The following is an 18,018-nucleotide window of genomic DNA, read 5'->3' as shown; positions in this document are numbered from 1 at the left end:
GTGGACGGGACTCGAACCCGCGACCCCCGGCGTGACAGGCCGGTATTCTAACCAACTGAACTACCACTCCACAAAGGATACAAATTTAAAGACAGATTTGGCGGAGTGGACGGGACTCGAACCCGCGACCCCCGGCGTGACAGGCCGGTATTCTAACCAACTGAACTACCACTCCGCTACTCGGTCTTTGCTCAACATGTCGTTGAATGCGGCGGGAATAATACGGTTATGATTTGCATGAGTCAACACTTTTTTCAGATAAAACCTGCTGACTGAACAAATGTCGTACAAATGTGTAAAACTTGCTGTTAGCTTGCGTATTTATTGAGCTTTTTCAGCTTCAATTGGCTCCGCTGACGCTCGCCAGATAGGCGCACTCCCCTTCTGCTCGACGATATCAAGACGCTCTTCGTGGGCCTGGAGTTCTTCAGTGCCCGCCATTACCACCGGCAGCGCGGCTCGATTTGCATCCAAACGACGAATGCCTAACGAATCGCCATCATTACCGTCGCCATGTTGCAGGTTCAGGGTATTTTGCCGGCGCGTCATCTCTATATAGACAAACGCCAGTAGTTGCGCATCGATCAAAGCGCCGTGGTAAGTACGGTCCACTAATTTATCAACCCGATAGAATTTCGCCAGGTAGTCAAGGGTTTTCGGTGAGCCAAACTCGTCCCTTGAAACCGCCAGGGTATCGGTAATGGAACAGATATCGGCCGTCATTGGCAGGCCGCGATTTACCATGGCAAATTCGTGATCCATAAAGCCGACGTCGAACTTGGCATTATGTATTACCAGTTCGGCACCACGGATAAACTCGATAAACTCATTGGCAACCTGATGGAACAGCGGCTTATCTGCAAGAAAGTCATTGGTTAAGCCGTGAACATCAATAACTTCCTGCTCCATCTCCATCTGTGGATTGATATATACATGGTAACTGCGACCTGTCAGTTTCCGATTGACCATTTCCACACAACCGATCTCAACAATACGATGACCGGCTTTGGGATCAATACCCGTTGTTTCTGTATCGAGAATAATTAATCGTTCTTGCGTTGACTGCATTGCTGCACCTGACCTGATTAAATTGAATCAAAAAAGCGATGATAACTGTTGTGGTGTACTGCTGTTATAAAAGGCAACAATAGCGGCTGGCAGGGTATTAAACTTTGCCACATTGACGCCTGACTTCCAGAGCCGGATACAAAAGTTAGTATCACACGCACAACAGTTCCGGGTAAGATGTTACACTGCCAACAACGATAAGCAAAGAAAGAATAAAAGAGCTATGAAAAAACATGTCGATATCTATACCGACGGTTCCTGTCTCGGAAATCCGGGTCCCGGCGGCTACGGTGCCATCCTTATATATAAGCAACATCGTAAAGAATTATCGCAAGGCTATCAGCGCACAACGAATAACCGCATGGAAATGTTAGCTACCATCGTTGCGTTAGAGTCATTAACCGAGGGCTGTGATATCACCTTAACCACGGACAGCCAGTATGTTCGTCAGGGGATCACTCAATGGATTCACAACTGGCTTAAAAACAACTGGAAAACCGCTGCCAAACAACCGGTCAAAAATGCCGATTTATGGAAACGTCTGCATCAGGAAAGCCAGCGCCACCAAATTCAATGGAAATGGGTAAAGGGACATTCCGGACATCCGGAAAACGAACGCTGCGATGAACTGGCGAGAACAGCTGCGGAAGGAAAAAATTTGCTCGAGGATATAGGCTATCAGGAATAAATAAGGTAAGTTAAGGCAATTTTTCGATTCAAATATTTCCACGGACGAGTTATGTACCCGGATATTAAAGCATTTTTCCATAAGGATTCATTTACCCTCACCTATATTGTTTCCTGCCCGGTGACCCGCAAGTGTGCCATAATCGATCCGGCACTGGATTTTGATCCGGTAGCCTGTCAAATAAGCACACCATTTAGCGATACCCTGATTGCTTATATCAATGAACAGCAATTACAGTTGCAATACATTTTAGAAACTCACGCCCACGCTGACCACATCTCCAGCGCCACGTACCTGAAATCTGAACTGGGTGGTCAAATTGGCGTTAGCGCGAACATTAAGCGAACGCAATCAACGTTTAAATTGATATTTAATATGGCCAAGCAACTGAATGAACAGGCCCATGACTTCGATCTGTTATTGAGTGAGGGCGATAGCCTGGAACTTGGACAACTGACCATCGATATTCTCGACACCCCGGGACACACACCTGACAGCATAACGTTTGTCATTGGTAAGCATGCCTTTATTGGCGACACCCTGTTCATGCCAGATTCAGGGTCTGCCCGTTGTGACTTTCCCGGTGGCGATGCGCAATTACTTTATGCATCGATTCAGAAGCTTTATGCTCTCGGTGATGAGACCTGGTTATACATGTGTCATGATTACCAACCGCAAGGTCGCCAGTTAGCCTATAAATGTACGGTTGGAGAACAAAAACGGGCTAATATACAGGTTCGGGAAGGTATTGCTGAGCAGGATTATGTTCGGGTTCGTGAGCAGCGAGATGCGACATTGGCCAACCCTAAACTTATTTTTCCGTCACTACAATGTAATATCCGCGCCGGTAAACTGCCAAATGCCGACGATAACGGCCAGGTTTATTTCAAACTACCGATACAAATGGCATAAGCATCATACACTTGCAAGTCTGATGCCCTACTGTCAATAACCAAACGGCTATTTCTTATTGTCTGCCAGTTGCTCCGGAAATTCCTGTAAATTCAGGCGCACCCGGGGGATCATCCCACCTAGCACAATGATAATAGCCGTTACCAGCCATTGGCCATAAAGTTGTGGGCTGATATCAGCGCCCAAAGTATACGATAATGCAAATAACAGAATGATTTCGGCCGAGAGAATCAGCAAGGCAAGCCAAATCATTTTCGGCCACAACCACCTCACCATTGTCGATGCCTCCGGCTTTCGAAAAAACACCAGATAAGCGAATAAAATCGACGGTACCGATACCAGCAGGGCCAGGTAAAATGTCTTAGGTACCGGATAAACCAATTGAATTAACTGCAATTTATCCTGCATATTGGCAAAAGACAGGATTGCAACGATATAGACTTTATTCAGACAAATCATTACCAGATAAAACCACCAGGACAGTTTTAAACATTGGTGGCGGTCAAAATCGCGAATTGAGTATCCGGCGTATGGATGAACAGCTTTCTTATCCATTATTTAATATCAACTTCAGGAAACAAATCAGAGAAATCTTCTTCCAGGTTGTTGATACCAGCTTTGATAGCCCGCAATGCCCTGGATTTAAATTCCCGGTAATAAAGCACATAAACCACCATCAGGCTACTAATGATGAACAGTACCGGGTGATAAAACCAACACAGTGCTGCCAAGGCAAAATAGTAGGAGCGTAAACCATAATTGTAGGCGTGCCCCGCCTGATCCTGAACCACAGCCATTTGCTTGGCGTAATCAATAAGGTTTTTATTCTGGGTTTTCTCGGCAAAAGGTGCCGCTCCCATCATAATGTTGACGAACCCATATTGTCGCATCGACCAGGTAAACTGGAAAAATGCCAACACAAATATGAGCACCAACAGACTCAGCTTAATCTGGATCAAAATCGGGCTCTTATCAGTAGCATAGGGAATTGCCGACAACATGGCGGACACATTATCGACCTGGGTAAACAAGGTTAATACACCGGCTAGCACCAGCATGGTCGATGAGGCAAAGAATGCTACATGACGGTCAAGATTGGCAATCATCGCGGCATCCGAGACTCGGATATCATGGTCAAAAATATGTCGCATCCAGAGAATTCGATGCTGATGTAAACATCGGGAAAGGCACGGCGTGGTTTTGGCTTTAATTCGCGCAAACTGCGTGTAACCTACCCAACTGCCAATAAAAATAAATAACGCAATAAAATCTAAAGCCGTCAATGTGCAATCTCCGTTTAACCTGCCGCTATTATGCCCAAAAAATAATTTTCAATCGACCCATGTTTACATTTTTACCGAACGGTTTAATATCGCCTACCGGGTTGATAAAAACAATTAACACCCTGTATTTTAATAAGTTTTTACAACTATGTTACAAAAGCTTACAATTTGACATAAATGTCTAATGGCGGTATAAAAAAGCAAACGTTTTCGGTATCCCGGAAAAATAAAAATAACAGCAAAAATAGGAAGTTTGAATGATTTTGCTCAGGGAAAACGTTAAAAGTATCCTCCTAGGTGTTGGTCTTTTTCTCGTCTCATTTTTTACCTTTTCCAAACAGCAATTTTCTATCCCGCACATCAAGGGAGAGTTATCCCTGGACGGTGAATTAACCGAACCGGCATGGCAACGAGCGACCCGGGTTGATCTCGATGTGGTCAACCACCCTTTTAACAACACTCCTAGCCCGGTAAAAACCGAAGTCTATATTTTCGAAGATGGTGAAAAGCTTAATTTTGCGTTTAAAGCCTACGATCCTGAACCTGAAAACATCCAGGCGTTTTTGCGCGACAGAGATAAGGCCTGGGGTGATGATATTGTCGGCATCAAACTCGATACCTTTAACGACCATCGCCTCGCATATAAGTTTTTCGTAAACCCGTTTGGTGTCCAAAATGACGGCATTCAGAATGAGATGACCGGCGACAATACTAACCTTTGGGACGGTATTTGGTACTCCTACGGGAAAATCACCGATTTTGGATATGTGGTGGAATTTTCCATTCCTTATCGTGAACTTAATTTCAAACAAGGCAGTGACTTAAAAACCTGGGGCATTGAAATGATCCGCATGTATCCCAGAAATCAACGCTTGCGAATCTCGCATCTCAAAATCAATCGCGACAACCCATGCTGGATTTGCCAAATGGATGAGTTGCAAGGATTTGAAGAAGCCAAAACCGGACAAAACCTTACCATAACCCCTTCGGTTGTCGCACTTCATAATAAAAATAAAGCTTCTTATGCTGAGCCCGATGATATTCATCAAAATCACGACTGGCTCAAAGATAATGACATTGAACCTGGGTTAAACCTGCGCTGGGGCATTACACCCGATACCCTTTTCAATGTGACATTAAATCCTGACTTTTCTACCGTTGAAGCCGATGCCGGGCAATTGACCGTCAACCAGAATGAAGCCTTGTACTTTGATGAAAAACGGCCATTCTTCCTCGACAATTCCGAATATTTTTCCAGTCAGTCTGATCTGGTTTATACACGAAACATCGTCGATCCCGATGTCGGTATTAAACTTACCGGTCGCGAGGGAGACCATTCCTTCGGCTTATTCTCGGCAAAAGATCAGGAAACCAACTTTATCGTTCCCGGGAATGTATTTTCATTGCCGGTTAAGGTTGCTGGAGGTAGTTGGTCGAGTGCATTTCGATATCGATACGATTTTAACCGGGACCTTTCCTTTGGACTGATATCGACAATACGCAATGGCGACAAATACCATAATGTCGTTACCGGCGTTGATGGTAAGTATAAAGTCACTGACTCCAATATCGTTACTGCCCAAATAATGCATTCCGATACCGAATACCCAGACGATCTTTTCATGCAGTACTGCATGGGGGACTACTGCGCTCTCAACAGCTTGCTGGGAAGAAATCAGGGGGCATTTTCGGACAACGGTCTCAAGCTTGGGTTCGAGCACAGCAGTACGGACTGGAATATCAAGGCACACTATCAGGATTTAGGAAATGGGTTCAGAGCCGATATGGGTTATATGCCATTAACCGATATCAAACGATTGAGTTCAAGTATCGAGCGCATTGTATACAGTGACAATTCCTGGTGGACAGATTTATTTTTCGGTATGCATTATGAGTCAACGGAAAATCAGGATAATGAGTTAATTAACGAATCTTACATTGCGAACTTGGGTATTTACGGACCATTGCAATCCTTTGCATACCTGAGTATTACTAATGAAAACCGGGTAGGACTTCGTCTTGATCAACGCCTCACCGCAATTGCAGGCAATACTAGCTTATTTGATTTAAATAAAATTAATGTCGATTTTGTGTTCCAGCCGCTACCTAGTCTGGCCGTCGGTGTTTTCGGCGAATTTGGTGACAGCATTGATTATTACAATGATCGCCTGGGTGATGGTATTATCCTGGCCCCATCCACGACCTGGAACCTCAATCAAAACACCGAATTGAATCTCGCTTTTACTTACGCAAAACTGGATGCTGACGGTAAAAATGTCTACATAGAACGCGTCTCCGATGTACGTATCAGCTATCAATTTGATATCAATAGTTCGATTAAACTAAACCTGGTTTACAGCAATTCCGATATCAACCTGAGCAATGACAGCTGGGCCTATTACTTTGCCGACTACGATTTTTCAGAAAACATCGCCAACGAAAAAAATCTCGCGGCGCAACTTATCTACTCGTATCGCATCAATCCTCAGACATTGTTATTCCTGGGATACTCAAACGACGGCTATGAGGCGATTGGGCAACCCAATACCCCTGATCAAATCTTTCTAAAACAGTTAGTAAAAACTGAAGATCAAACCGCCTTTCTAAAACTCAGTTACGCCTGGATGTAAGGGGTCTAAAGAAGCGAAAAGCTAAAAGCGTCAGGCTGTAAGAGATTCTCTTAATGACAGGCTGACGCTTGCTACCCGTAGCTAGACTAGACCGCAATCAATTGTACTTTACTGCCCGAGCCATCATTACGCACATCAATACGTTGCGCCATTTGCTCTTTAAGCTCATTAACATGTGAAATGACGCCAATAGTCCTGCCAGTTGATTGCAAATCGATTAATGTATTGATGGCCAGTTGTAACGACTCCTGATCCAGGCTGCCAAACCCTTCATCGATAAACAAGGTGTCCAGTTCAATACCACCGGAGCGTTGCTGCACTACTTCCGACAACGCCAGCGCCAGTGCCAGCGATGCCATAAATGATTCGCCTCCAGACAGGGTTGCCACCGGCCGGACTTTCCCGGTATGAGCATCATCGACGGCCAAATCCAGACCTGCGGTAACATTGCGTTTTTGTTGTTCTTCCGCCTGCCTTACCAGGCGATACTGGCCTTTACTCATGATATGCAATCGCTGGCTGGCGATAGACAAGACATTGTCAAGGATATCGGCAAGAACGAAGCGCTCCAGAGATACCCTGACCTTACCTTTACCACTGGCGGCATTGGCCAATGTACCGATCACTTCATAATTTTCCCTGTGTTCCTGCTGACGCGTTTGGTACTGTTCTATCCGTTTTAACAAATTGCCTGAATTTGCCAGTGAAATCGCGGCCTGACTCAACTCTTTGTCCAGCAACTGATAGCGGCCATCGACATTATCCAGGTTGGATTGCAGCGCAGCTAAATCCGGTGCTGATTTTTCGTTAAGGCGCTGTGCCAGCAACTGCAGGTTATCAGCCAGCGTCTTAGCGTGTTGCTGATATTCATTCACATCCTGTTGTAAACGCCGCAGGCTGAACTCATCAAGGCAGGCCTGAGTAAAGTCATCTTGGTCGACAAAATTGCTTGCCGCCAGTTGTTGCTGCCATTGTTGTTGTAACAGCTGAAGTTTATTCTGCAATTGCTGCAGATGTTGTAATTGGGTCGTTTTTTTACTGGCGATGGCACTAAAATTTTGTGATGCCTGTTGAAACCTTTGCTGCGCCTCAGCAAGTTGGCTGTCCAACAACGCCAAAGCCTGCTGATTCTCTTTGATAGCTTTATCCAGCACGCTTTTATCACGAAATTGCTCGGGCAGGCCTTTCTCAGTGTCAGCAAGCTTCATTTGCGCCGTCGCACTCGCCGCCACCAGATCCGGTAATAACTGCTCTAACTGTTGCAAATTCGTGGCCAGGCGCTGTGACTCAAGTTGCATGGCTTGCAACTTATCCGAGGCTTTCAACAGGTTTTGCTGATCCGCTTTGCATTCATTAATCATTTTACGATTTTCGCAGAGTGCCTGTTCTATCTCTGCCAGCGACGCTATCTTAACACCAGAAACTTGTTGTTCTTTACCTAACTGCTGTTGTTGAGACTCACAAACCTCCAACTCACGCTGGATTGTTGCTAAACCGACCTGGACTGATTGCAATGCCTGTTGCTGCTCTTCACAACGCTGGCGCTGAGCCTGGATCATCGATTTATTGACCGTTTCATGGTTGTTATCATGTTCCGCCGGTGCAGGATGTTCAACAGACCCACAAACCGGGCAGGCGTCCCCCGGATTTAACTGCGCCGCCAGTATCGCCGCCTGTGAGCTGTGCCATTTAAACTCCAGTGTCATCAAGGCGTTGTTTTCCGCCTCCAGCGCTTTCTGACATTGGCTAACCTGCTGTTGTTGCCGGCCAATATCCTGGTTGAGTTGTTTACCCTGGACAACAAGCTGCTGCAACTGTCGACTTAACGAAAGTTGTTGTTCCAATACGGCCTGCTGCTCTATAGCATCGGGTAATTTATCGACATTTTGTTGCAGTGAATGAATTAGCGCTTCACCCTTTTTTACTCGGGTCGAATACTCATCAATTTTTGCTTTTGCCTGCACAATGTTTTGCCGCGCGTCCTGCTCTGCGGCATGTTTTTGCTGACATTGTTGTTGGATAACATCAAAGCCCGCTAATGTTTCCTGAAAGTTGGCCAATTGTTGTTGCCGGTCCAGCAACGGTTGGCGTTGCTGGTGTTGCTGTTGCGCCGTTGTTAACTGCGCCTCATGCTGTTTTAACTGCTGTGCCGATTTAGCTTCCTGCTGCTTTGACTCAGCAATTTGCCGTTGCAGCTGTTTGATATCTGCCTGCTGCGATTGTAACGCTTTAAACCCCGGTTCAATGCGCGCAGCCTGCTCTGCCTGCATCAGTTTTTGTTGTTCGGCCGCCATCTCCTGTTGACGCTGTAAATGCTCTGACTGCGCATGCTGCAAACGCGCATACTCAGTAAAATCCTGAGCAAGTTTTTTACCATCCTGATAGGCAATGATCGCCTGTTGACGGTCTTTTTCCAGTTGCTGTTTTTGTTCGGTTAAGCGCTTTACCAAGTCGGTCTGTTGCTGATGACGACTGTCCAGCTGTGATAATTCCTGAACCTCAGCTTCCGCTAATGCCTGGTTTATCATCTCCTGAAGTTGCTCATAATCCCCTTTTATCAGAGCGGCTTTGTCTTTGAGGATCTGCTCAATTTTCTGATACACCTGGGTTTGAAACAGTGTCGATAAAATCGATTGCCGGGCATCAGATTTCGCCAATAACAATTCTCGAAACTTGCCCTGTGGCAATACCATTACCTGGCGAAACTGCTCAACGCTCAAACCAATAATTTCACGAATCATGTCATCGGCATCTTTTTTCTTTTTCGCCACCAAGGTCACTTCAGAGCCATCATCGAGATACTGGCAAAAGTGAGCACTGGCCTTTTCCTCGGTAAAACCATCACCGCGCTTTGCCGGCCTTACCTGGGTCGGCGTGCGCGTAATCCGATAGCGTTTATCACGGAGGGAAAACGTAAGCTCAACCTGGGTCAACACGTCGTCATTGGCATTATCGGAACGCACGGCAAAATCTTTACGGGCTTCATCCGTTGTCTCACCATAAAGCGCAAAACAAATGGCGTGTAAAATAGACGACTTACCCGCTCCGGTCGGGCCATCAATCAAGAACAGGGGGGAATTGCCAAGCTCCTGAAAATCGATCACCTGTTTGTCGGCAAAAGGTCCAAATGCCTGAATGGAAAGGCTTAAAAATCTCATTCACGTCCCTCCACAATTGCCAGGGCCTGTTCTATGGTGTCTTTCAGGATCTGTTGTTGTGATTCTGATAATTGATTGTCGGTAACCTGAGTGAAAAACTCTGAAAAAACCTGGAGTTCATCTTTTTTTAGCTCGCTAAGCGCTGTGCTGTCTTTGCCATCTTTTGCTGATAGGTATTCAGCCAAATATTGCCTACGCTCCATCTGCAACACATTAGGATAAACGCCTCGCAAGCGAGCTAACGGTTCCAACAGGCTTTGCTTATCGGTTAAGCGAACCAGCAGGTAATCGTCAAAATTTGCATCATCTTTTGCCGCTAACAATAGCTGCTCCAGTTCCCCTTCCAGCACCCTAAGGTTGTGCCTGGCTTGCAGGGGTAACAAGGTGATTTGGGCTGGCTTATCGGCTGTCAGTTCGACAAGGGTGACGGATTTGTTTTGCTGGTGCTCGGAAAAGGAATACTTCAGGGGTGAGCCAGAATAGCGAATGTGTTCCGCACCTTTAAATTGTGGGCCGTGCAAATGGCCAAGGGCGACATAATCAAACTGTGCAAGTGGCTGCCAGGATACCCGGTCTGCGCCACCAATGGCTAACGGGCGTTCCGAATCCGATTCACTGGCACCATCAATAAAGCAGTGGCTGATTAACACGGATGCGATACCGGCAAGTTGTTTATGGTGCTGTAAAATTCGCTTGGCCATAAACGTGTGTGCCTGATCATAGGTCCGCAGAACCTCACCTTCGCCCAGATGCTCGGCAATCTCCTCAGCAAAGGCTTCCCTGACTTCGACCGGGTCATGATAAGGCAGCCCGTAAAACGCGACTTCTTTACCATCTTTTCCGGCAACAATCACCGGCTCACAAGCCAGGTGCAAATCAGCGAGAATATGCAGATTCGCCAGGCGCATTTGCCTGGCACCAAAGCGCAGGCGTTTGGCGCTGTCATGATTACCGCTGATCATAATTACCGGAATATTATGTTGTTGCAGGTCGACCAGAAATTTGTCCAGAACATCCACCGCCTGCGCCGGCGGAACCGAGCGGTCGAAAATATCGCCGGCAACAACAATGGCATCGACTTTATGAGCCAAGGCATAATCTTTAATTTGGGAAAGTACAAATTGCTGATCATCGAGAAGTGAAATATTTTGGAAAAGCCGACCTATATGCCAGTCTGATGTATGCAAAAACCGCATGCCAATCCCTTGAATCCCTGATTTAGTGCCATTAAGGCTATTTACACGTTAACGATGAGTCTATCACAAGCCGTTTTTATCCGGCAGTCGTTACTTTAAATTTTGCTGGCAACCAGATAAGAGATAAGCCGCCGATGTAGTTGCTCTTTAACGCCCAGTTCGATAAATTGAGGCTATTCCTTATTAGCTCTCAAGCGTTTTTGTCCGCAGATGTTTGCAAATTTATTAAAACCTACCCCCTTAATTGATGAACAAAGTAAAGCCTGGATTGATGATGCCTATCTCTGGTTAGAACAACATTTTGTCAGTACCGATCCACAGTTAAAGCCACGCTGTATTTTGCCAACCAATGAATACTACCCAGGCCGGGTTGGAAGTGTCGACGAAATGGCGCAGGCCATTTTCTCCAGAACCGCCGACTATGCGGGGATGCGTCAATGGCCGGTAGCATTGCGTTGCGCATCAACGGGGTCGGCCGACAACAATGGTTTACCCAGGCTGAGCTTTCCGGACGGTCTTCGCGGCTCAGATATTCGCGTCGTTAACACGGACTATTCGATGCAGGGAGGGCAGCCAGTCGTCTGGCCATATCAACAACAACAGATTAATCACCCGCAGCTAATGATCGCCAATTTCGCCCAGGGGTTCGCCGCGTTGTTATTACAACAAACAGCCGATAATCCGCCTGGCGGCACCGACTTACGCAATCAAACCATAGACTTACTGGCCTGTTATCTTGGCTTCGGGGTGATGATGGCAAATACCGCCTATCAGTTTCGTGGGGGATGCGGTAGTTGTTACAGCCCAACGGCAAATCGTCAGACCATGTTAACCGAATCGCAAACGGTTTATGCCCTGGCATTACATTGTGTGCGCAACCAACTGGACAGTAAAGTTGTGCGAAAACAATTAAAAGCGCATCTGAAAAAAGACTTTAAACGCGCGTTAAGTCAGGCAAGCAACTTTACCGGGCAATGAAATTAAATTTGGTTTATTAAAACTTAAGGACTGCTGCATTACGATAAAAACCAGTTGCAGTAGCCGACAGTGGAATTTCTCCCTTATAAAGTATTAACCGCAAATGCGATTAAAGATTGCAAAACCCGTGTCAGTTAGCTGAAAATAACGTCTCTAAAAGTTATAAAAACAACCTTTTAATTGGGACGATTATGAACAATCACTATGGTATTGGTGGCTCAACGGCGGCTGAACAGTTAGCCGCGCTTTCCGACATGTGCGAAGACCTGCAAGGTATTAGTCACGATGAATTCCGTGAGCGCATCGGTCGCGCCCAGGCAATCATGCGAGAGAATAATATTGCTGCGGTTTATCTGAATGCCGGTAGCAACCTCAGTTATTTCACTGGCACCAACTGGTACCCTTCAGAGCGTATGGTAGGTGCGATTTTGCCGGCATCGGGTGAGATCGAATACATTGCCCCGTTTTTTGAAATAGATACACTACAACAGTATATGGCGATCAAGGGCAAGGTCCATGGCTGGCATGAGCACGAAAGTCCCTATCACACTTTTTTAACAGTGTTACAAACAGCTGGCATTGAGCAAGGCTCCATTGCTTTTGATGAGTCAACGCCATTTTTTATTACCAATGGCATCAGCCAGTTAACGAAGGATTATCAATGGCAAGATGCGAAGGTAGTGACTGCCGGTTGCCGGATGCATAAATCTGCTCAAGAAATTGCGATACTGCAACATGCCAAAGACATCACCTTAAAAGTACAACAAGCTGCCGCGAAAATTCTCTATCCGGGGATTAGTGTCACTGAAGTCGAACAGTTTATCGATGCTGCCCATCGAAAACTCGGAGCCCACAATGGTTCGTATTTTTGTATTGTATTGTTTGGTGAAGACACCGCCTATCCCCACGGTGTTGCCAATCCAAAGACCCTGGCTGAAAACGACATGGTGCTAATTGATACCGGATGTGAACTGTTTGGTTACCATTCTGATATCACCCGTTCGTACGTATTTGGCGAGGCGAGTGCCAGGCAGCGCGAGGTATGGCAACATGAAAAAACTGCGCAATTAACCGCCTTCGCCGCAGCAAAATTAAACCATCCTTGTGCAGATGTGGATAACGCTGCTCGCCAGTACCTGGCCTCGGTTGGTTATGGTCCTGAGTATCAGTTACCGGGGTTGCCGCATCGTACCGGGCATGGTATTGGCCTTGATATCCATGAATGGCCGTATCTGGTTGGTAATGAACAAACCCCGTTGGCAGCGGGCATGTGTTTTTCAAATGAGCCGATGTTATGTGTTCCCGGTGAGTTTGGTGTACGCCTTGAAGACCACTTTTACATGACTGACTCTGGTCCTAAATGGTTTACCGAACCATCCCATAGCATTGACAACCCCTTTGGTTATGGCATCGAATAACCCACAATCATCGCAACAGCCATCTGTTGAAAAGCTATTCGTGGTCAGTTTACCGAGAACGGCCACCACCAGCTTTTGTCTGGCGATGCTCGAGCAGGGTTTCACCGTTGCCCATACGGCATACACCCAGGAAACCTTTGCCCGGGCAAAGGTCATTGCCGATACTCCGGTTTTTAGCGACTACGCCAGACTGGATCGGCTTTATCCAGATGCCCGCTTTGTCTATCTTGAACGTAATCCGGATGAGTGGCTCCCTTCGATACGGCAATTATTATTGCGCATGCAAAAAAATTTACAGCGCCAGGATGGCGGTTTTAACCCGATTCTAAAGCGTTGCTATGGGGAGGTTTTTGGGCAATATAGCGAAGCTGAGCTTAGTCAGGATCAATACCTGCTTGATTGTTATTATCAACATCAACAGCAAGTAGTGAGCTATTTTGCCGAGCGTGATCAGGATTTTTTACGATTACAGGCAAATGACCCACTGTGGTGGCAATCGGTAGCGACCTTGATTGACCACCCAATGACCCCTGCCCCGTTCCCCCATGTCAATAAAGGCGGTAAAGTCACCAAATGGAATGATCTAAAGCATCCATTAAAAATCGACTCTACCCGTAATGGCCGCAGCGAAGATTTGTTTAAAACCCTGTATCGATAAACTCACTTACACTTTTGTCGATAATGGCTGTAGTCTGAAACCGGATGTTTCGCTAGAATAAAGCTAACTGAAGCAAAGTATTTAATAACTATGACCGCATTCTTTGAATTTATTCCACTCATAATCTTCTTTGTCGTCTATAAAATGGTCGATATTTACTGGGCAACAGGCGCATTAATTGTCGCCGCCGCGTTACAAATGATCGTGATGAAAATACAGGGTAAGGAAATTCCGCAAAAGCAATGGTGGCTGTTTGGCCTGATTGCCGTTTTCGGGGCCTTGACGCTGATTTTTCAAAACGATGCCTTTATCAAATGGAAAGTCACCATCGTTAACGTCTTTTTTGCCGTAGGCTTGTGGGTCAGCCAGGCATTTTTCAAAAAGAACCTGTTGCAAACCATGCTTGGCGAGTCTATCCGCATGCCGGAAAAAATATGGACTCGCTACAATTATGCCTGGGTCGCGTTCTTCTTGGTCTGTGGCCTGCTTAACCTCTATGTAGCGTTTAACTTTGGCCAGGAAACCTGGGTTAATTTCAAAGTGTTTGGATTAACCATTATGACGTTTGTGTTTGCACTCGGTTCATTGCTGTTGATTTACAAGCACATCGAACCTGAGCCCGAGCAGCCACAGACTGATGTCAGCAAGTCAATCAGCAATAATGAAGAATCAGGACAATAACAAGATGTTGTATGCGATTATTAGCGAAGACAATGAAAATAGCTTAGCGTTGCGTTTATCGGTCAGGGACCAGCACTTGGCCAGATTAAAGAACCTACAGGATCAGGGCCGCCTGATCCTGGCAGGCCCATGTCCGGCCATCGATGATGAAAATCCTGGCGAGGCGGGTTTTACAGGTTCTTTGCTAGTACTTGAATTTGCAAGCCTGGAAGAAGCGAAAACCTGGGCAGAAGCAGACCCTTACATTGCCGCTGGCGTATACAAATCGGTGATCGTCAAACCTTTTAAGCGGGTTTTTTAATTGCCATCAAAGTGGCGTGTTGATTGCGCGCCGACATGTTCCATGATGCGGCGATAACTGGCAACCCAGTAACGCCGCGGATGCTGTTTCAGGTGGTCTAATAACATTCGATGAGCCATTGCACTGACACTCAGGTGGTCAGCGCCAATACCATGGAAAATAATATTGATCACCCCACCTTCCCTGGCCTGCTGTTCGACATAGGCGATCAGCTCTTCACCTGACACGCTAACCGGGGCCCAGGTTTCATTAACCAGGTCGGTAAAGTCTGGATAATGCCCTTTTATCGCAACAAAGTCCTGCCTTAAATGGGTTAAAATAGACTGGTTACCTGCAACGGTTACGTCATTACATGGTGGGGTAAAGGTGCGCTGTGTTAAGCCGTCGATGGCAAACAGATAATCGTTGGCAAGGCGAATTTCCGCCACCACGTCATCCACTGAACGGCGCGACAAATCTAAGTGGTCAGCAACCCACTCCCTGCCCGGCAGCGCTTTCGAACAACCATGGAATAAACTGTGATTGCCGAGCTCATGGCCCATTTTCGCAGCCATACGCCATTCAGACAGGCGACTCCGTACAATGGGCGATGCTAAGGTCAGGTAAAAACTGGCGCTAAAGCCATGTCGATTTAATTCAGGTAATGCCGTATCTAAATGGCTGGCAAGCGCATCGTCATAGCTTAAGCTCACCGCTGCCTGACGTTTGTCTGGCCACTCTATCTTCGGCTCCTGGTTGCCATTAACGATAGTTGTAACGAGCAAAGAGCTCACCGCAACGGCAAACCTAAATATGACTTTCGGCTTTGCTTTAGCCTGTGCAATAGCCTTTATCACGCCTGTTGCTCTTCACCTTGTTGTTTTAACTGCTTAACTTCCGAATCGACACCATGTGAATCACTGAGCAAAACGGAGAACCAGTGCCCTTCTGCGGAGTTTTCCAGGGCAATTTTGATGATCATGGTTAGCGGCACTGACAGTAGCATGCCGACCGTGCCCAGTAACCAACCCCAAAATACTAATGACAGAAAAACCACCAAAGTCGACAACCCGAGGCCACGTCCCAGATAGCGCGGTTCAACAATGTTGCCCATCACCGTGTTTATCAGGATATAGCCCAAACCGATAAAACCCGCCATGGGTAAATTCAACTGGATCATCGCCAGTAATACCGCGGGTACGGCAGCAATAATAGAACCAATATTCGGGATAAAGTTAAATAAGAAGGCGACAACCCCCCAGAGAATATAAAAGTCCAGGCCAAAAGCCCAAAGCATCACACTAACCAGGACTCCGGTACCAATACTAACCACAGTTTTTATGGCCAGATATTGATTTACCGAGGACAGGAATTTATCAATCTGTTGCATCTTCATTTGTGGGTCCTGAAACGCCAGATGCAGCTTGGTCGGGATCGAGGAGGACTCGAACAACATAAATACCACGGTCAGGATAATGAAAAACAGGTTTGCCATAATATTGCCGAAGCTGGACAGCATATTCGCCGCAAAGCCCATAGCCTTGCCAGGATCCAGATACTGCATAATAAAGCCCTTTGATACCTGGACATTGTTAGCGGCGAGGATATCGAGAAGTCCGGCAAATTTTTCGCTCACTTGCGCTTTATATTCCGGCATCAGTCGTGACAACTCATTCAATGAGTTACCGAGTACGCCAGCAAGCAGAAAGCCAGCGCCAAAGAACATAGCGATGACCAGTATCACCGCCAGGGTTTTCGGTACCCGCCAGGCAACCAGTTTATTTACTAGTGGATTACAGGCAATGGCGATAAAAATCGACAACAGAAATGGGACCAAAAGCTGATTGGCGACCTTAATGCCCGCTAAGATAATCACCAGTAATGCGAGGATGAATATGACCCGCACCACGCCACTGTCGGTAGATGTTCCCTGTGTTTCCTGACTCATTACGTTTCCAATTGTTTTTTCAATACCTTAGCAAATAATTTCGCCCTTGGTAAGTCATCCGCAGTGACATTAAAAATGGCTAATACCCCCGCTTTAGGATGTTGGCTTATCACAGTAAAAAACCTTGTTAAATCAATATTTCCGAGCAGTAATGCTAAGTTGCGCTAACTTTATTAACGTAAGGAGTGATTATTCCATGAAACATGTATTCATCACCGGCGGTACTGGCCTTATCGGCAGTCATTTTATCCGCACCTATCAGGATCAATATCGCTTTACCGTATTATCGCGACAACACACGCCGATTATGGCATCGGATATCAATGTCGCTGCCCTTACGGTTGTTAATGACTTACAGGCATTTGCAAATTTTAATGATGTCGACATTGTTATTAACCTGGCGGGGCAACCTCTGGTCGAACAACGTTGGAGTCGCAAACAAAAGCAGAAAATCTGCCAAAGTCGCTGGCAGCTCACTGAGCAATTAAGCAAGTTGATTAGTGATAGTGAGTCACCACCTGAGTGCTTTTTGTCGGGTTCCGCTATTGGTTACTACGGACGACAGGGAGATCAGGATATTGACGAGGATTTCACCGAGGTTTACCCCGAGTTCAGCCATCAGGTCTGTAAAGTCTGGGAAGATAAGGCTCGCCTTTGCCAGAATCATACCCGCCTTTGCTTATTAAGAACCGGTATTGTACTTGACCGTAATCGTGGTGCCCTGGCAAAAATGATCCCGGCATACCGACTCGGTTTTGGCGGCAAACTCGGCGATGGTAAGCAAATCATGTCATGGATTCACATCCAGGACATGGTGGATGCCATGCAATTTCTGATTGAACATCAGGATATAAAGGGCGCAGTGAATATGACGGCGCCAAATCCAGTCAGCAACAAAGCGTTCAGTAAAGCCCTGGCAAGCAGCTTAAATCGGCCCGATTTTGCTACCATGCCGGCTTTTGTACTAAGGGGGTTATTCGGTGAGATGGCCGACCTGCTGCTTTATGGCCAGCGTGTACTACCAATCGCCCTGCTCAAAGCTGGCTTTATGTTCAAATATTCTGAACTAGAGGACGCTTTGCAACAGATCTTTAAATAATAAAACCGGCAGTAGCCGGCT

General features: G+C 46.4%; 16 protein-coding genes and 1 tRNA gene. 9 read left to right on the top strand and 8 right to left on the bottom strand.

The window, feature by feature from the left end; genetic code table 11:
* Positions 1 to 98: 98 nt before the first annotated feature.
* Together E8M12_RS07545 and dnaQ are read right to left on the bottom strand one after the other, a co-directional pair.
* Positions 99 to 175 (bottom strand) — tRNA-Asp (locus E8M12_RS07545).
* Between the two features lie 146 nt (positions 176 to 321).
* On the bottom strand, positions 322 to 1,068 hold the full coding sequence (gene dnaQ / locus E8M12_RS07540) for a DNA polymerase III subunit epsilon (protein WP_136735472.1): 747 nt from the start codon (positions 1,066 to 1,068) through the stop codon (positions 322 to 324).
* Positions 1,069 to 1,291: 223 nt separating this feature from the next.
* Here dnaQ and rnhA point away from each other — a divergent pair, with 223 nt between their 5' ends.
* Positions 1,292 to 1,756 carry a ribonuclease HI gene (gene rnhA, locus E8M12_RS07535; protein WP_136735471.1) on the top strand — a complete coding sequence of 155 codons (465 nt, stop codon included), beginning with the start codon at positions 1,292 to 1,294 and terminating at the stop codon, positions 1,754 to 1,756.
* 51 nt (positions 1,757 to 1,807) lie between these two features.
* Entirely contained in the window at positions 1,808 to 2,668 is an 861-nt protein-coding gene (locus tag E8M12_RS07530; protein WP_136735470.1) for an MBL fold metallo-hydrolase, read from the top strand.
* Between the two features lie 48 nt (positions 2,669 to 2,716).
* Here E8M12_RS07530 and E8M12_RS07525 read toward each other — a convergent pair whose 3' ends face one another.
* Together E8M12_RS07525 and E8M12_RS07520 are read right to left on the bottom strand one after the other, a co-directional pair.
* Positions 2,717 to 3,223, bottom strand: coding sequence for a DUF2919 family protein (locus tag E8M12_RS07525; protein WP_136735469.1), 507 nt, complete (start codon positions 3,221 to 3,223; stop codon positions 2,717 to 2,719).
* Entirely contained in the window at positions 3,223 to 3,951 is a 729-nt protein-coding gene (locus E8M12_RS07520) for a DUF599 domain-containing protein (RefSeq protein WP_136735468.1), read from the bottom strand. Before E8M12_RS07520 ends, E8M12_RS07525 begins: the two co-directional genes overlap by 1 nt.
* 257 nt (positions 3,952 to 4,208) lie before the next feature.
* Between E8M12_RS07520 and E8M12_RS07515 the strand changes: the two genes are divergently transcribed.
* Entirely contained in the window at positions 4,209 to 6,581 is a 2,373-nt protein-coding gene (locus E8M12_RS07515; protein ID WP_136735467.1) for a carbohydrate binding family 9 domain-containing protein, read from the top strand.
* A gap of 86 nt (positions 6,582 to 6,667) precedes the next feature.
* Here E8M12_RS07515 and E8M12_RS07510 read toward each other — a convergent pair whose 3' ends face one another.
* Positions 6,668 to 9,739, bottom strand: a complete 3,072-nt coding sequence (locus E8M12_RS07510) for an AAA family ATPase (RefSeq protein ID WP_136735466.1) — start codon at positions 9,737 to 9,739, stop codon at positions 6,668 to 6,670.
* A complete protein-coding gene (locus E8M12_RS07505) occupies positions 9,736 to 10,935 on the bottom strand; it encodes an exonuclease SbcCD subunit D (protein WP_136735465.1) in 1,200 nt (399 codons plus the stop codon). Before E8M12_RS07505 ends, E8M12_RS07510 begins: the two co-directional genes overlap by 4 nt.
* A gap of 210 nt (positions 10,936 to 11,145) precedes the next feature.
* On the opposite strand from E8M12_RS07505, the gene E8M12_RS07500 reads away from it, so the two are divergent.
* The 5 genes from E8M12_RS07500 to E8M12_RS07480 all read left to right on the top strand — a co-directional run bounded on the left by E8M12_RS07500 (position 11,146) and on the right by E8M12_RS07480 (position 14,971).
* Entirely contained in the window at positions 11,146 to 11,913 is a 768-nt protein-coding gene (locus E8M12_RS07500; protein ID WP_136735464.1) for a hypothetical protein, read from the top strand.
* Between the two features lie 191 nt (positions 11,914 to 12,104).
* A complete protein-coding gene (locus E8M12_RS07495) occupies positions 12,105 to 13,331 on the top strand; it encodes a M24 family metallopeptidase (RefSeq protein ID WP_136735463.1) in 1,227 nt (408 codons plus the stop codon).
* Positions 13,318 to 13,989 (top strand): sulfotransferase, encoded by a 672-nt coding sequence (locus tag E8M12_RS07490; protein ID WP_136735462.1) that lies wholly within the window; start codon positions 13,318 to 13,320, stop codon positions 13,987 to 13,989. Before E8M12_RS07495 ends, E8M12_RS07490 begins: the two co-directional genes overlap by 14 nt.
* Before the next feature lie 90 nt (positions 13,990 to 14,079).
* A complete protein-coding gene (locus E8M12_RS07485) occupies positions 14,080 to 14,670 on the top strand; it encodes a septation protein A (protein WP_136735461.1) in 591 nt (196 codons plus the stop codon).
* A gap of 4 nt (positions 14,671 to 14,674) precedes the next feature.
* The gene (locus E8M12_RS07480) at positions 14,675 to 14,971 is read left to right on the top strand and encodes a YciI family protein (protein ID WP_136735485.1); all 297 of its coding nucleotides are present in this window, start codon (positions 14,675 to 14,677) and stop codon (positions 14,969 to 14,971) included.
* Here the strand turns inward: E8M12_RS07480 and E8M12_RS07475 are convergent.
* Both E8M12_RS07475 and E8M12_RS07470 read right to left on the bottom strand, forming a co-directional pair.
* The gene (locus E8M12_RS07475; RefSeq protein ID WP_136735460.1) at positions 14,968 to 15,807 is read right to left on the bottom strand and encodes a polysaccharide deacetylase family protein; all 840 of its coding nucleotides are present in this window, start codon (positions 15,805 to 15,807) and stop codon (positions 14,968 to 14,970) included. The genes E8M12_RS07480 and E8M12_RS07475 overlap by 4 nt on opposite strands.
* Positions 15,804 to 16,898 (bottom strand): AI-2E family transporter, encoded by a 1,095-nt coding sequence (locus E8M12_RS07470; RefSeq protein WP_136735459.1) that lies wholly within the window; start codon positions 16,896 to 16,898, stop codon positions 15,804 to 15,806. Before E8M12_RS07470 ends, E8M12_RS07475 begins: the two co-directional genes overlap by 4 nt.
* 196 nt (positions 16,899 to 17,094) lie before the next feature.
* Here E8M12_RS07470 and E8M12_RS07465 point away from each other — a divergent pair, with 196 nt between their 5' ends.
* Positions 17,095 to 17,997 (top strand): TIGR01777 family oxidoreductase, encoded by a 903-nt coding sequence (locus tag E8M12_RS07465; RefSeq protein ID WP_136735458.1) that lies wholly within the window; start codon positions 17,095 to 17,097, stop codon positions 17,995 to 17,997.
* Positions 17,998 to 18,018: the final 21 nt, after the last annotated feature.

This window comes from Thalassotalea mangrovi, assembly GCF_005116735.1.
GTDB classification, from domain to species: Bacteria; Pseudomonadota; Gammaproteobacteria; order Enterobacterales; family Alteromonadaceae; genus Thalassotalea_A; species Thalassotalea_A mangrovi.
Note: the sequence above shows the minus strand (reverse complement) of the source record. Positions and strands in the feature narration are given on the sequence as shown.

What these genes read in the sequence shown, in the direction of transcription:
- E8M12_RS07485 (WP_136735461.1), top strand. Translation starts at nt 14,080, where the DNA reads ATGACCGCATTCTTTGAATTTATTCCACTCATAATCTTCTTTGTCGTC.
- E8M12_RS07525 (WP_136735469.1), bottom strand. Translation starts at nt 3,223, where the DNA reads ATGGATAAGAAAGCTGTTCATCCATACGCCGGATACTCAATTCGCGAT.
- E8M12_RS07500 (WP_136735464.1), top strand. Translation starts at nt 11,146, where the DNA reads ATGTTTGCAAATTTATTAAAACCTACCCCCTTAATTGATGAACAAAGT.
- E8M12_RS07470 (WP_136735459.1), bottom strand. Translation starts at nt 16,898, where the DNA reads ATGAGTCAGGAAACACAGGGAACATCTACCGACAGTGGCGTGGTGCGG.
- E8M12_RS07465 (WP_136735458.1), top strand. Translation starts at nt 17,095, where the DNA reads ATGAAACATGTATTCATCACCGGCGGTACTGGCCTTATCGGCAGTCAT.
- E8M12_RS07495 (WP_136735463.1), top strand. Translation starts at nt 12,105, where the DNA reads ATGAACAATCACTATGGTATTGGTGGCTCAACGGCGGCTGAACAGTTA.
- E8M12_RS07505 (WP_136735465.1), bottom strand. Translation starts at nt 10,935, where the DNA reads ATGCGGTTTTTGCATACATCAGACTGGCATATAGGTCGGCTTTTCCAA.
- E8M12_RS07480 (WP_136735485.1), top strand. Translation starts at nt 14,675, where the DNA reads ATGTTGTATGCGATTATTAGCGAAGACAATGAAAATAGCTTAGCGTTG.
- dnaQ (WP_136735472.1), bottom strand. Translation starts at nt 1,068, where the DNA reads ATGCAGTCAACGCAAGAACGATTAATTATTCTCGATACAGAAACAACG.
- E8M12_RS07530 (WP_136735470.1), top strand. Translation starts at nt 1,808, where the DNA reads ATGTACCCGGATATTAAAGCATTTTTCCATAAGGATTCATTTACCCTC.
- E8M12_RS07515 (WP_136735467.1), top strand. Translation starts at nt 4,209, where the DNA reads ATGATTTTGCTCAGGGAAAACGTTAAAAGTATCCTCCTAGGTGTTGGT.
- E8M12_RS07510 (WP_136735466.1), bottom strand. Translation starts at nt 9,739, where the DNA reads ATGAGATTTTTAAGCCTTTCCATTCAGGCATTTGGACCTTTTGCCGAC.
- rnhA (WP_136735471.1), top strand. Translation starts at nt 1,292, where the DNA reads ATGAAAAAACATGTCGATATCTATACCGACGGTTCCTGTCTCGGAAAT.
- E8M12_RS07490 (WP_136735462.1), top strand. Translation starts at nt 13,318, where the DNA reads ATGGCATCGAATAACCCACAATCATCGCAACAGCCATCTGTTGAAAAG.